Origin of the sequence: Congregibacter sp., assembly GCF_965662665.1 — a bacterium.
GTDB lineage: Bacteria > Pseudomonadota > Gammaproteobacteria > Pseudomonadales > Halieaceae > Congregibacter.
In genome coordinates this window covers 1-13,155 of sequence record NZ_CBFIIF010000030.1, presented here as the reverse complement: position 1 = coordinate 13,155, position 13,155 = coordinate 1, and the positions used below count along the sequence as shown (strand labels likewise).

Sequence of the window (13,155 nt, the reverse complement as noted above, 5' to 3'; positions counted from 1 at the left end):
GCATGGGAGGCTTCCTAGAAACCATTCTCGCCTTTATGGATAAAGGCGGGAATGTGCTCTGGCTCATCGCGATTCTGGTCTTCGTTATGTGGACCTTGATCTTTGAGCGACTGTGGTTCTTTAGCTTCGTTTGGCGCAAAGAAGTCTTTGAGACTATCAATGCATGGGAGTCGCGCCCGGAGCGCAGATCCTGGAATGCCAAGCAAATCAGAAGCCAGTTGCTCTCGGTCAGTCGTGAAGACATTCACGCCAACCTTAACGTCATCACGACACTGGTGGCGCTCTGCCCGCTACTCGGTTTGCTCGGTACTGTAACGGGCATGATCGAGGTGTTTAACGTGATGGCGGTTACCGGTGGTGGTGATGCCAAATCAATGGCTGGTGGTGTTGAAAGAGCGACTATCCCGACGATGGCGGGCATGGTGGCGGCGCTTTCCGGTTTGTTTGCCAACACCTACATACAGCGTATTGCGGATCGCGAGCAGGAACTGCTCGAAGACCAGCTAACGTCTGATCACTGATTCTCGGATCGTAGGTCCGTAGTAACAGGCACGAACAGGTATTTAATACATGCGCAAACTTGTTAAGAAGCAGGAAGATGAAGGAGCCGAGATTGATCTCACGCCCATGCTGGACGTGGTATTCATCATGCTCATCTTCTTCATCGTTGTCGCTTCATTTATTAAAGAAGCGGGTATCGAAATTAATCGTCCCGATAACACCAACTCGGATCCTTCCGACGCCAGCAGTATTTTGGTGCAGATCCAGTCTGATGATCAGATCTGGATGGAAAATCGCCGGGTAGATGCTCGCGCTGTACGAGCTAACATTCAGCGGCTATTGGCTGCAGACCCGGAGCAGGCGGTGAGTATCAAAGTGGATAAGGGCGCGAAGGCCAACACTGTCGTCGATGTCGCTGATGCGGCACGCGAGGCAGGGGCCGGTGCGGTCAACTGGGCCAGCGGGGAGCGTAAGTAATATGAGCTTGCAAGAGAGCGCTGCCAAACGAAAAGCTGCCGACGGCGAAGCGGGTCAAATTGATCTGACGCCGATGTTGGACGTTGTGTTCATCATGCTGATCTTCTTTATCGTGACTTCTTCGTTCGTTAAAGAGCCCGGTATTGAAATTTTCAAGCCTCAGGCCACTACAACCCTTGCCTGTGAGCGCGGAACGATTATTTTCGCGGTTGATAGTAAGGGAGATATCTACTACAACAAGAATAAGGTGCCAATGGAGCGTGCCGCCCAGATGGTTGAAATTGCCAAAAAGGAAGCGCCTCAGGCAAATATGGTGATCCAGGTTGACCAGGATACGCCAGCTTATGTGGTTGAAGATCTGTATGACGAGGTTCGCGATCAGCTGACGTCGCCACCCTGTATCTCTACGGATGACGAGGCGTAATCGTTATGGGTAATTCTTTTGTAAGAGCGTTTATTGGAGCACTGGTAGCAATACCCGTGGCATTTGGACTTTTCTTTCTCATGCAGAGTCTTATCGACAAAGACTATGAGCAGACGGATACCAAAGGTCGCAAGATCGCTGACATCGTCGTTCCTGAACGGGAAATCGAAGTAAACACGAAAGAAGTTAAGCCGGAGAAGGTGGAAGACCCAGAAGAGCCACCTCCTGAACTGCAGCCTCTTGAGCTTGATTTTGATACGGATCTGGATGTTGCCAACATTGCCCCCAATGCGGGTGTACAGGTAGAGATCAGCAGCAGCGGCATGTCCTCTGGTGATGGTGAGTACCTACCCATCGTGAAGGTTGCGCCAATTTATCCGCGACGTGCGCAAACACGCGGACTTACGGGCTACTGCATTGTCGAATATACGGTGACCAAGAGTGGCTCCATTCGTGACCCCATGCCGGTAGATTGTGCGCCCTCTGGTGTATTTGAGCGCGCGTCTGTAAAGGCTGCGGAAAAGTTCAAGTACAAGCCTCGCGTGGTTGATGGTGAAGCCATTGAAGTGGCGGGTGTACAAAACAAGTTTACCTACGAACTCGAGCAGTAAGCCTAGCCGTAACTGCAGTAGGAATTCTTCGGGAAACTACAGCAGTAAGCTGGGGTCGTAGTTAAAGAACAAGTGAAGGCATGCTTATGAAGTTCTCAAAACACGCAATGAACGTTGGAGTCAGAAGTTTTCTTCTGGCACTTCCGGTGGTGGCCGCGCAGATCGTGGTTTCTCAGACGGCGCTTGGACCGGCCATAAGCGGTATCGCTCAGGCACAGGCTCAGGACGCGCAGCCAAAGCCAGAGCAGGAAACACGTCGCACACCGGCTTTGCGTAATAAGGTTTACGAGAAGCTGGCAGAGGCGCAGACCGCTGCAGAAGCCAAGGATCTTGCAACAGCTGCGAAAGTCCTGGACGGCATGCTTGCAGGTCGACGTGACAATGAGCTCAATAGCTACGAGCTTGCTAATGTTTACAACCTCTACGCGTTTATTCATTACTCTAACGAGGATTACACCTCTGCGCTGCAGTCCTACGAAAACGTGATCAAGCAGCCTGACATCCCGCTGGCGATGGAGATCAATACTCGCTTTACCGTAGCGCAGCTGTACTTTGTGCAAGAGCGCTGGGCTGATGGTATCGATGCCCTGGAAAAGTGGTTTGCGATGACCGAAACGCCTAACGCAAATGCCTATGTATTGATGGCGCAGGGTTACTACCAGCTCAAGGATTACGACAAGGCGTTACAGAACATCAATATTGCCATTGATGACTATGACGCCAAGGGCAAGATTCCTAAAGAGCAGTGGTACAACCTGGCTCGCTTCCTTTACGCTGAAAAGAACATGATCGCCGAGGCGACCGCGACTTTGCAGCAGCTAATTACCTTCTACCCCAAGAAGCAGTACTGGGTTCAGCTGAGCTTTATGTACTCCGAGCAAGAGAAAGAAGCCCTCCAGCTGGGTGCTATGGAAACAGCTTATGTTCAGGGCATGCTGGAAAAAGATGGCGAATACCGCAACATGGCGTCCCTCTTTCTCAATGCGGAGGTACCTTACAAGGCGTCTGTAGTATTACAGGAAGGCTTAAAGGATGAGATTGTTCAGGACACGTCCAAGAACTGGGAATTGCTGGCTGGTGCGCTGCGTCAGGCGCAAGAAGTAGAAGACGCCATCCCTGCCATGGAAAAAGCGGCATCGATGTCTGATGATGGAGACCTCTATGCGCGCCTGGGGAATATCTACCTGGATGCGGACAAAAACGAAAAAGCCATTGAGGCGATTACTAAAGGCTTGGATCGTGGCGGTGTAAAACGTGCCGATAACGCGCGTCTTGTGCTGGGCATGGCTTATTTCAACACCAAGCAGTACGCAAAAGCGCGCGATGCTTTCCGTGCAGCTGGCCGTGACGAGCGATCAAAGAAGTACGCTGATCAGTGGATGAAGTACATGAACTCCGAACTTGAGCGTCAGAAGAGTCTTGCCGCTGAAGGTTAAGCCGGACTATTGAGCATCAAAACGTCGTAGAGGCTTTTTGACTGCTCTGCATAAACCCACCCATCGAGGTGGGTTTTTTGTTTGCGGGGCCCGAAAGCCCCGGATCACTTATTCAGAATCTTGCAATGAGAAATAGACTGACCAGCTGATCAGTCCGTTTTGAAGCGAAGATCAGTGTCTGCCGCCAGCCAGGCAAACACGGCAAAGGCCGCTACGTTCTGATCCAGGTCGTGGGGGTTAATCTTGTCCAGTGTATCGTCTGCGGTGTGGTGAAGATCGAAGTAGTCATTGCCATCCTGATTGAGCCTTAATGAAGGCATACCCGCACGTACCAGCGGTGTTAAGTCAGGACCTGCTCCCGGCGAGTCACTGCTTCCCGGTGCGATACCGATGGGGGCCAGCAACTCTGCCATTTTGTTCACCAGTGGTTGTGCTTCTTCGCTCACCTGAGAGTTAAGCTGCCAGATCTTGCCTGCACCAAAGTCACTCTCCGTGCCGATGATTTGATTTTCGAGGTCTTTTTTGTGGCGTTCGAGATAGGCAAAGCCGCCCAGCAGACCTACTTCTTCAGCGCCCCACAGGATCAGGCGAATGCTGCGCTTGGGACGTCTGCCGTTATCGAGGATCAGTTTGGCGGCCGCGGTTGCGATGGCAACGCCAGCACCATCATCAATCGCACCGGTGCCCAGATCCCAGCTATCCAGGTGACCGCCAATGATGACGACTTCCTCAGGAGCTTCGGTGCCGCGAATGTCCACGATGACGTTGCCGGTCGTGCTCTCACCGGTAAACGTGGGCTGAACATTCAAACTCACCCGCATGGTTTTTCCACGGGCGTGAATGCGTTCCAGTTGATCGGCGTCGGGGTTGGAGAGGGCGGCCGCGGGGATTTTTTTAACTTCAGGATCGTAGCGCATGGACCCGGTGTGCGGCATCCGATGGGAGTCGGTGCCTATGGATCGTATGAGAATCGCAATCGCACCCTTGCTGGCGGCAATGCTTGCCCCGGAGCGGCGGAGGCGACCGTGAAAGCCGTAGGAAGAACCATTCTGAGTTTTCTGCATGGCGTGGGAAACAAAGGCAATCTTACCATTCAGGCTTCCGGCAGCAGCGGCTTCAAGATCGGTAAGGGTTGGGAAAAAAACGACATCCGCTTCTATCCCGGCGTCCGGCGTTGCCACTGAACCGCCCAGCGTGGTCAGTGAAAGCGGCTGAGGGTAGGGGGCCAGCAGCTCAGCGCTTTCTGTACCACGTTCCCAGCCCGGTATTGTGAAGGGCTCAACGCGCACGTTCTCAAAACCCAGGGCTGACAGTTTAGCTACTGCCCAGTCCCGTGCCCGAGCTTCGGCTTCGGTGCCTGCGAGCCTGGGGCCGACTTCTGTCGTTAACGATTCGACAATATCGTAGGCCATAGAGCCTTGCATCGCTGTGTCCCGCAGACTTATGGCGTGTTCAATGCTGCCCGCGCTAAGCCCTAATGCGCTGTCCTGCGCGAATGCTGATTGTGTGGTGGCCGCGATGGAGAGGCTTAGCCAAAGGATTAGCTTGAGTGAAACGGTGGTTAACTTTTTCATCGTTTAATTCCTGATAAGTACTGCCGGCTAGTGTGCCATGGCTTTGTTCATCACATTAATTCTGGATCGCTGTGTTCATCGCAGCAAATCATTTTTTACTGCTTTGGGAGCGCCCGGAGACACCAATGCGTACAACCCCCGAGATGATAGGACTCGATTTTTCTAACGTCTCCCCTGGCTTACCAGCAGTCCCATAGATGTTGACATGCGTCGTCCTTTTACTAGTTTTCCCGCTTATCTCCGGGTCTGCACGTTTGATGAATAGAGTCGGCTTTTATCCGGGTAGCTGATTGGCGCTTTTTGATACGCCAATAAAAAAGCCCCGTCTCCGGGGCTTCTGATTCAGTTTCTATAAACTGAATGGGGTGTTCGTAGTACTGTCAGACAGCAACCACGTCCTCTGCTTGGGGGCCTTTTTGACCGTCCGTGACAGTGAATTCCACTTTCTGACCATCTGTCAGCGTTTTAAACCCATCGCCCTTGATAGCACTGAAGTGAACGAAAACGTCTGGGCCGCCTTCACGCTCAATGAAGCCAAAGCCTTTAGATTCGTTAAACCACTTTACGGTACCGGTTACTGTCGACATACTTTTTTTACCTTTAATTTTCGCCGCCGCCTTTTCCTGTCTACTTTGCGCTCTGCGCGGTGTGAGATCAGTGTTGGCTGTAGCGGTTTGTAGAGTACTTACACCGGATAAGGACGTTTATTACTCTCTTTGCTCCCCACTCGCTGCACTTGTGCGACGCATTATTTACCCACAGCCAAAAATGCACAGAGAACAATGTCCCCTGCCTTCAATGGTGTAGGAAATAGAGGTCGCAGAATATGCGCGGGCGTGGCGAAAGATTTCTTGTTCAACAACGTTCGTACTTTTTTCGTTCTTGTGTCGATGTCCGGATAAACCTGCTGCTCAAGGCAGCACACACAGTGTAGCACTCCACGGGACAAGGGCAATGCGCAGCTTTTTGCCGCGAAGGGTTTTGCCAGAGACGCTCGAATCAGCTGACCGGCAGGATCTTCATGATGTTGGTACCGCCGGCTGTGCCCATAACGTCGCCCCGGGTTAACAAAAGCGCATCATCTTTTGAGAGAAGATCATTGTCCCGAAGATATTCAATGGCGCTGGCTTCGATGTCCTCTTGTCCAAGAGAGCTGGCGTCGAAGTACAGCGGAATGACACCTCGGCACAGGCTGAGCCTTGAGAGGGTACGGGGCTGATTGGAGAGCGCAAAAATAGGCAGGCCGGAGCTTAGGCGCGACATGAGCAGAGGCGTGGTCCCCGACTCGGTCAGACAGGCGATGCCGCGAACATTGGCGTAGTGATTGGCCGCATAGATGGCGGACATGGCAATGGTTTCCTGAGCGCTCGCAAATTGCCGTTCCAGACGGTAGCGCGATGTGCGCGCCACGGGATGACGTTCGGCTCCCAGAGCAGCATCCGCCATGGCTTTCACGACCTCTACGGGATATTCACCGACGGCGGTTTCTGCCGAGAGCATCACTGCGTCCGTGCCATCAAGCACGGCATTGGCCACGTCAAACACCTCGGCGCGGGTGGGCATGGAGCTGCTGATCATCGATTCCATCATTTGCGTGGCGGTGATCACCAGGCGGTCCATGCGACGTGCGCGGGAGATGAGGTCTTTCTGTATGCCAATAAGTTCGGCATCACCCACCTCTACCCCCAGATCTCCTCGGGCGACCATGACGCCATCCGATGCCTCGAGAATGCCATTGAGTATGCTGTCATCCGCCACTACTTCCGCGCGTTCAATCTTCGCGATCACCGCGACGGAGAGATCCTGCGCTGCAAGCAGTGACTTGGCGTGCTCAATGTCCTCGAGACTCGATACAAAGGAAACTGCAACATAGTCCGGCGCGATACGTCCCAAACCGGCGATGTCTTCGAGGTCTTTTGCGGTAAGCGCCGGCGCCGCGATGCCTCCGCCTAAGCGGTTGATGCCCTTTTTGGAGCCCAGCTTTCCGCCCACTGTCACGGTGCAGTCCACCGCGGCCTTTTCCACGTCTTCTACGCGTAGACGTATTCGACCGTCGTCCAGCAAAAGAATGTCGCCGCTGCGCAGACTGTCCAGCATGGGCAAATAGCTAAAGCTGACGCCGCGCTGATCGCCGCTGTCTTCTGCGATGCTGCTGTCGAGCCTGAAGCGGTCACCGACGCCAAGCTTGATACTGCCGTTGCTGAAGCTGCTTATGCGAATCTTGGGGCCCTGCAGATCAGCGAGTATGCCGACGTAGCGACTGTGCACCGCAGACTGTTTGCGGATGCGCTCCGCGACCGCCGCGTGCTGATCGACGCTGCCATGACTGAAGTTAAGCCGAAACACATCCACGCCGGCTTCGAGCAAGCGTCCAATGGCCTCGGCGCTTTCACTGGCCGGACCGATGGTCGCAACTATCTTGGTTCGTCGATTTACTTTAGTGCTCACGTGATGTCTTGCCCTGTTCTCATTTGTAAGGCTTTTCGTTGTCGGCTCGGTAGACCCCGAACCACAAGTGCATAGGAACTGTCGATCATGCGCTCTATTTCGCCCTGGGGAATACTGCCGTCGAGAAGCACGGTGTTCCAGTGTCGTTTGTTCATGTGATAGCCGGGAAGCACTGCTTCGAAAATATCGCGCAGCATCACCGCTTCGTCGGGGTCACATTTGAGGTTCATTCGCGCGACACCGTCTTCTGATCCCAGAGTCGCAAACATCTTGTCCAGAACCTTCATTACAGCGACGCCAGGGCCAAATGGATAGTCCTCCCAGGACTCTGGACAGTTCAACAAATAGTTGCGCGCGTCATCGTAGTTCACGGGGGCCTCTCTAAACAGGTCAAAACGATGAATTTTTGATATACAAGCCGGACTCTCGCTAGTCGAACTTGAATTGCCGACTCAGCGCTGCTTCTCTGCCTGATTAACAAAGCGCTCACTGAGTGCGCGGCTGCGGTCGGGGAAGTCGCTAAACACGCCGTCCACCGCCAGGTCTTCAAAAAACACCCGATGAAGCTCTTCGAAACTGGCGATCCCCGGGGGCAATTGATCGGCTCGGAAAGTGTAGGGATGAATCAGCAGGCCGCGCTCTTTGGCGCGCTTTGCCAGGTCCGTCAGTTGCGCTCTGCCCTGATCATCCGCACCGCGATAGAGCTGCATCAGAAAGGGTCCGATACCGCTGGCATATTCGGCAACCGCATCCAGTCCTGCATCCGTCCGCATGGCGTCATAGTCGACGCTACCGTTTTCGTCCCAGGCATTCTCCGCGATCAGCTGAATCAAGGGTAAATCTGTCTTCAGCTCGTATTTAAGTTGACGCAGAGCGTCGGGTTCAAAACTCTGGAGAAAGACGAGCTCCGGCTGCTCGGCCCAACCACCGTCCTCCAGAACCTGCATCACCGCAGCCGGAAGATCCTGGCCTTCGCTACGATGAAAAGCGCTGGCCTTCATCTCGACATACAGCCCAACCTTGTGGCCGCGACTTTTGTTAAGCCCAGCGATAAGGGCGATTTCTTCGGCTAGAGTAGGGACGCTCGATAATCCATTCATAGCGGGGAAACGCTGGGGAAAAACCGCTTCTCCATCGGGCCCTCGGCGTTCATGGGCCCGCAGCTGGCGTATCTCCTCGAGGCTGAAGTCGATGGCATAAAACCGACCGTCGTCCCGCGCCCGATCGGGAAACACCTGGGCGACGTCTGTAGTGGATTCCAGATGAATGTCGTGCAGTACGATGGCAACGCCGTCTGATGTAAGGACGACATCCTGCTCAATAAAGTCGGCGCCCATGGCGTGTGCCATGGCCTTTGCGGGAAGAGTATGTTCCGGGAGGTATGCGCTGGCGCCGCGATGGGCGATAACGATGGGTCGTTCAGTTGCCAAAGCGCTTTCCCCCTGTGTCAAAACGCAGAGCAGGCAGAAACGCCAAAGAGAGCGCCTAAACCGTGCGCGGGTGTTTGTTAACCGTTGCACGGTGTGGCTTAAAAAATCGTCTTTGGATCTTTCGTCCTTCTTAGCTCTTCACCTGCATCTTGATGGTCTTTTCCGTCGCAGAATTATAGGGCGGAAGCATGCCGCCCAGTTTGCCGATATTGAAGCTGGACTGACGGAATATGGCCTTGGCGTGACTGAAAGTCTTGAATCCGTCGTGACCGTGATAAGAGCCCATGCCGCTGGGACCCACGCCACCAAAGGGTAGCTCTTCCTGCATGATGTGCATGATCACGTCATTGACTGTTACGCCACCAGAGGTTGTGCGCTTGAGCACGGCCTCTTCTTCATCCTTGTTCTTGCCAAAGTAGTAAGCGCCCAGAGGACGGGGGTGAGAATTGACGTAGTCGATAGTCTCGGAGAAATCTTTGTAGGTACGGATCGGCAGTATGGGCCCGAAGATCTCTTCCTCCATGACTTTGCTGTCCTCCGTCGGATTAACCACCAGGGTCGGTGGAATCTTGAAGGTGCCCTGCTGCGCGCTAAAGTCTTCCTTGGCAGGATTGATTGCTGTTGCCGTGATGCCGCGTTCTTCGGCATCCGCAAGATAGCTGTTAAGTCGCTGGAAGTGACGCTCGTTAACAACAGAGGTGTACTCGGGGTTATCCAGAAGCTTGGGGTACATCTCTTCGGTCACAGACTTGAGTGCCTCTACCACTTCGCTAAGGCGCTCCTCGGGAACCATCAGGTAATCGGGTGCAAGGCAGATCTGTCCGGCATTCAAGGTTTTGCCCAGCATGATGCGCTGTGCTGCCATCTGCAGATCGACATCTCGGGAGATGATCACGGGTGACTTGCCGCCGAGCTCGAGCGTCACTGGCACGAGGTTACGAGCTGCCGCTGCCATGATGTGGCGAGCGATGCTGGTTGCCCCGGTAAAAATCATGTGGTCAAAGGCTAGACCGGAGAATGCCTGACCTACTTCCGGGCCACCGGTAAAGATAGCGACTTCTTTTTCGTCCCAGGCTTCCGCGACCATTTCCGCCATCACTTCTGAGGTGGCTGGCGTGAACTCTGAGGGCTTGATCATGGCGCGGTTGCCCGCTGCCAGAATGCCCGCTAACGGTCCAAAGGTCAGATTTACCGGGAAGTTCCAGGGCGAAATAACGCCCACGACACCTTTTGGCTGGTACTCCACGGACGAGCGGCCACCCAGAAGGTTAAGGGGAAACATGGTTGGACGCTTTTCGCTACGCATCCACTTTTCGAGGTGTTTCATACAGTGCTTCATGGGCGTAATCGAGGCGGCCACATCGGTGAGCAGCGTGACTTCCCTGGGACGACAGCTGAAGTCAGTATTCAGCGCGTCGATCATTTTGTCCTGATACTTGACGCATACATCGATGCCACGCTGGAGCCGGTCGCGACGCGTCGCGGCGCTTACCCCGCCCTCAGCGATGTAATCGCTGCGCTGGGCTTCGAGTACGCTCTGCATGAGTGTTTCGGCATCGGCCACGTTGGTCGCAGTTTGAGGTGCGTTCATGCTTACTCTCCGTGAATCATTATTGGACGTAGCTCGCTAGTATAGTCTCAATTGGGCGTTTTTTGAGCGGTTTGTTAGGGCGTCAGGGGAGTTTCTGATCTGATCTCAGGCAGCGCTGTTCTGAGGGTTTTGGGCGGCTAATAGTCCTTTCATGACGCTTATTTCATGCGTCCGCCTTGTCATGGCGATAAAGCGATGCTAGAAAGCGCCGATGTCAGATAGTAGTCAGAATGATACCCGCACGCCGTCTCCGCCTTTTGGTTATTCCAGAGTGTGTACCCTGGACTCGGATCAACAGCTGGTGGCCGTGGCGAAGTTTCATGCCCATCAGATTCGGCCCAACCGCATTGCCTATCGTTTGGGCGTTGATATTGCCGTGGTAGAGGCTCTCATCGCCGGTGAGCTCGAGCCAAAGCGCTTTGCCGATGCCGTGGCGTCTAATCGTAAGCAGCGCTATCGCGATCGCATGCGCGACTCCACCGAGCGTCGCGGTACCGGGCGTTATGAGCTTCAGCAGCAAATCGAAAAAGATTTCCAACACGAGCTCGCGATAAACGGCTCTCCGACGTCGTAAAGAAAGGACGATGTGGTGTAACGCACGGTGCGTCGTTTACATCGCAAGCATTGCGGCTATTGACCGCAGATTTTTCGAAACCCTGCGGCAGTAAATGGAATCATATGGTCGTAGGCTGCTTGAAAGTCAGCGCTGTGGCACTGTCCTCGGGATAGTTTGTCGATGCGGCCCGTATTGGCCAGGGTCAGAGTTAGCGCACCAGACAGGTTGTGATAACACCAGTAGATATCTGCCTCGCTCGCCTTGGGAAGCGCCGTTTTCAGTGCTTCTATAAACTCCTGTACCAAGGCGTCAAACAGCGAGGACATCATGCGCGGTCCCCAGTAGGGCGAGTTGTTGATGTAGGCGATGAGTGCAAGATAGTGCCGCCAGCCTTCATCGCCGGTCTCCTGGGCAAGCTCCAGCGGTCTCAAAAAAGCTTCGATAATCTGCTCAACGCTGGGCCCTTTGGCCCCTGCTGACTGTTGGCAGGCGTGGAGGGCCTCGCGGCGAGCACCGTTTAAGAGCTCGGCTCGACGGTTAAACACCGCCTGAAACAGATCCAGTTTTTTTCCGAAGTGATAGTTGGCCAGGGCAACATCTACGCCCGCCGAGGTTGCAATACGTCGCAGCGTGACACCGTCATAGCCGTGCTCTGCAAACAGCTCTTCTGCGGCATCCAGAATGCGGTCTCGCTTGGGCACGCTGTCTCTTTTATTCATTGCGGCTCCTGCTGACGGGTGTGTTGCCCGCGGCTTTATTGTGAGGCTTTCGCTTGTATATTCAACGCTTGTTGAATAGTCTGTCAGAAATCGTAGGGAAATAACAACAATGTCTGCCGAGTTTTTTAAATACGCCTTAACTCTGGGGTATGTGGCTCTGGTGTACTGGTTGTCCTACGTGGGCATGCGGCGCACCAGCAATGTAGAAGGCTTCGCCATTGGGAACAAGGACATGAGTCCTTATCTGGTGGGCATAACGCTTGCGGCTTCAATTTCCTCTACGGCGACCTTTGTTATCAACCCTGGCTTTGTTTACGAGCATGGCTTGTCCGCGTACTTGCACTTTGGCGTAGCGGGCTCGCTGGGTATTCTCAGCGCCTTTCTGGTGTTGGCTCGCGGTTTTCTGCGTTTGGGCGAGGCCAATCGTGCTCTGACCATACCCCAGTGGATTTACTACCGTTACAACCACCGCGGTTTCAGTTTGTTCTTTGCCTTTATCAATCTGCTCTCCATCACCTTTGTCGTACTGATCCTCGTGGGCTGTAGTTTGCTGATGACGGGACTATTTCCCATGGAGCAGAAGACGGCGCTGATCGTGGTTGTACTGTTTGTTTTTTCCTACGTGCTCATGGGCGGAACCTATGCGCACGCTTACACGAACACTCTTCAGGGAGTCATGATGCTGGCAGTGACGGTGATGCTGTTCGTGCAGGGTTTTAAGTACTTTGCTGGCGATCCCGGGGCGGCACTTAGTGCGGTGGGGGAGAATTACGCTCAAGCCTTTAATCAAAGCAGCAACCTCTACTTCGACTTCTTTTCGGTATTCGTAAGCGGCTTTGTCGTGACCTTTGCCTTAATGCTGCAGCCGCATATTCTTACCAAGGTTCTGTACCTGCGCAGTGAACGGGACGTCGGTAAGTTCATTGCTACCACTGCGGTGGTGGGCACGCTATTTACCTTGATGCTGATGATTGGCTTTTACGCCCGGCTCGCGGGATTGGAAGTCGATGCCCAGGACACCGTTGTTCGAGAATATTTGATCCATGAATTCTCAAATTCGCCTTGGGGTGAGTATGTGCTGGTTTTTATATTTCTGACTTTGCTGGCGGCAGGAATGAGCACCCTCGACGGGATACTTGTGGCGCTCTCAGCCATGGTGGTCAATGACATTGTGAAGCCTTTGGCCGGTGAGGGAAGCAATGGTCTGGTTTTGTCCCGCTGGGTATTGATTGCGGTCGGCCTTGTGGGGGTATTACTGGCCTGGAATCCTCCTCCGTTAATCGGTCTGTTCGCGCAAAAGGGCGTCTATGGGCTCGCTGCTGCTTCGTTGGTACCGGTACTCTTTGGCGTCCTCGTGCGCCGTCACGTTCCGCTATGGGTAGTGGTGG

14 protein-coding genes are annotated in these 13,155 nt (G+C 54.0%); 7 read left to right on the top strand and 7 right to left on the bottom strand.

What is annotated here, in order from left to right:
* Nucleotides 1-2 precede the first annotated feature (2 nt).
* From ACTG39_RS11450 to ACTG39_RS11430, 5 genes are all read left to right on the top strand, one after another.
* Nucleotides 3-521: a MotA/TolQ/ExbB proton channel family protein gene (locus ACTG39_RS11450; RefSeq protein ID WP_439107699.1), complete on the top strand. Its 519-nt coding sequence runs from the start codon at nt 3-5 to the stop codon at nt 519-521.
* Between the two features lie 49 nt (nt 522-570).
* Nucleotides 571-978 (top strand): ExbD/TolR family protein, encoded by a 408-nt coding sequence (locus ACTG39_RS11445; protein ID WP_439107698.1) that lies wholly within the window; start codon nt 571-573, stop codon nt 976-978.
* A gap of 1 nt (nt 979) precedes the next feature.
* Nucleotides 980-1,402, top strand: a complete 423-nt coding sequence (locus tag ACTG39_RS11440; protein WP_439107697.1) for an ExbD/TolR family protein — start codon at nt 980-982, stop codon at nt 1,400-1,402.
* A 5-nt stretch (nt 1,403-1,407) separates the two neighbouring features.
* Nucleotides 1,408-2,013 carry an energy transducer TonB gene (locus ACTG39_RS11435; RefSeq protein ID WP_439107696.1) on the top strand — a complete coding sequence of 202 codons (606 nt, stop codon included), beginning with the start codon at nt 1,408-1,410 and terminating at the stop codon, nt 2,011-2,013.
* An 86-nt stretch (nt 2,014-2,099) separates the two neighbouring features.
* Nucleotides 2,100-3,449 carry a tetratricopeptide repeat protein gene (locus ACTG39_RS11430; protein WP_439107695.1) on the top strand — a complete coding sequence of 450 codons (1,350 nt, stop codon included), beginning with the start codon at nt 2,100-2,102 and terminating at the stop codon, nt 3,447-3,449.
* Between the two features lie 149 nt (nt 3,450-3,598).
* Here ACTG39_RS11430 and ACTG39_RS11425 read toward each other — a convergent pair whose 3' ends face one another.
* The 6 genes from ACTG39_RS11425 to ACTG39_RS11400 all read right to left on the bottom strand — a co-directional run bounded on the left by ACTG39_RS11425 (nt 3,599) and on the right by ACTG39_RS11400 (nt 10,492).
* The gene (locus tag ACTG39_RS11425; RefSeq protein ID WP_439107694.1) at nt 3,599-5,023 is read right to left on the bottom strand and encodes a M20/M25/M40 family metallo-hydrolase; all 1,425 of its coding nucleotides are present in this window, start codon (nt 5,021-5,023) and stop codon (nt 3,599-3,601) included.
* Nucleotides 5,024-5,403: 380 nt separating this feature from the next.
* On the bottom strand, nt 5,404-5,610 hold the full coding sequence (locus ACTG39_RS11420; RefSeq protein WP_008293511.1) for a cold-shock protein: 207 nt from the start codon (nt 5,608-5,610) through the stop codon (nt 5,404-5,406).
* A gap of 412 nt (nt 5,611-6,022) precedes the next feature.
* On the bottom strand, nt 6,023-7,471 hold the full coding sequence (gene pyk / locus ACTG39_RS11415) for a pyruvate kinase (protein WP_439107693.1): 1,449 nt from the start codon (nt 7,469-7,471) through the stop codon (nt 6,023-6,025).
* Nucleotides 7,468-7,842, bottom strand: coding sequence for an MmcQ/YjbR family DNA-binding protein (locus ACTG39_RS11410; RefSeq protein WP_439107692.1), 375 nt, complete (start codon nt 7,840-7,842; stop codon nt 7,468-7,470). Before ACTG39_RS11410 ends, pyk begins: the two co-directional genes overlap by 4 nt.
* An 81-nt stretch (nt 7,843-7,923) precedes the next feature.
* Nucleotides 7,924-8,991 carry a glycerophosphodiester phosphodiesterase gene (gene glpQ, locus ACTG39_RS11405; protein ID WP_439107691.1) on the bottom strand — a complete coding sequence of 356 codons (1,068 nt, stop codon included), beginning with the start codon at nt 8,989-8,991 and terminating at the stop codon, nt 7,924-7,926.
* A gap of 40 nt (nt 8,992-9,031) precedes the next feature.
* The gene (locus tag ACTG39_RS11400; protein ID WP_439107690.1) at nt 9,032-10,492 is read right to left on the bottom strand and encodes a coniferyl aldehyde dehydrogenase; all 1,461 of its coding nucleotides are present in this window, start codon (nt 10,490-10,492) and stop codon (nt 9,032-9,034) included.
* Nucleotides 10,493-10,703: 211 nt separating this feature from the next.
* Here ACTG39_RS11400 and ACTG39_RS11395 point away from each other — a divergent pair, with 211 nt between their 5' ends.
* The gene (locus tag ACTG39_RS11395; RefSeq protein WP_439107689.1) at nt 10,704-11,066 is read left to right on the top strand and encodes a hypothetical protein; all 363 of its coding nucleotides are present in this window, start codon (nt 10,704-10,706) and stop codon (nt 11,064-11,066) included.
* A gap of 56 nt (nt 11,067-11,122) precedes the next feature.
* On the opposite strand, the gene ACTG39_RS11390 is transcribed toward ACTG39_RS11395, so the two are convergent.
* Nucleotides 11,123-11,767 (bottom strand): TetR/AcrR family transcriptional regulator, encoded by a 645-nt coding sequence (locus ACTG39_RS11390; RefSeq protein ID WP_439107688.1) that lies wholly within the window; start codon nt 11,765-11,767, stop codon nt 11,123-11,125.
* 109 nt (nt 11,768-11,876) lie between these two features.
* On the opposite strand from ACTG39_RS11390, the gene ACTG39_RS11385 reads away from it, so the two are divergent.
* Nucleotides 11,877-13,155: sodium:solute symporter family transporter (locus tag ACTG39_RS11385; RefSeq protein ID WP_439107687.1), on the top strand; the 1,279-nt coding region annotated here is incomplete at its 3' end.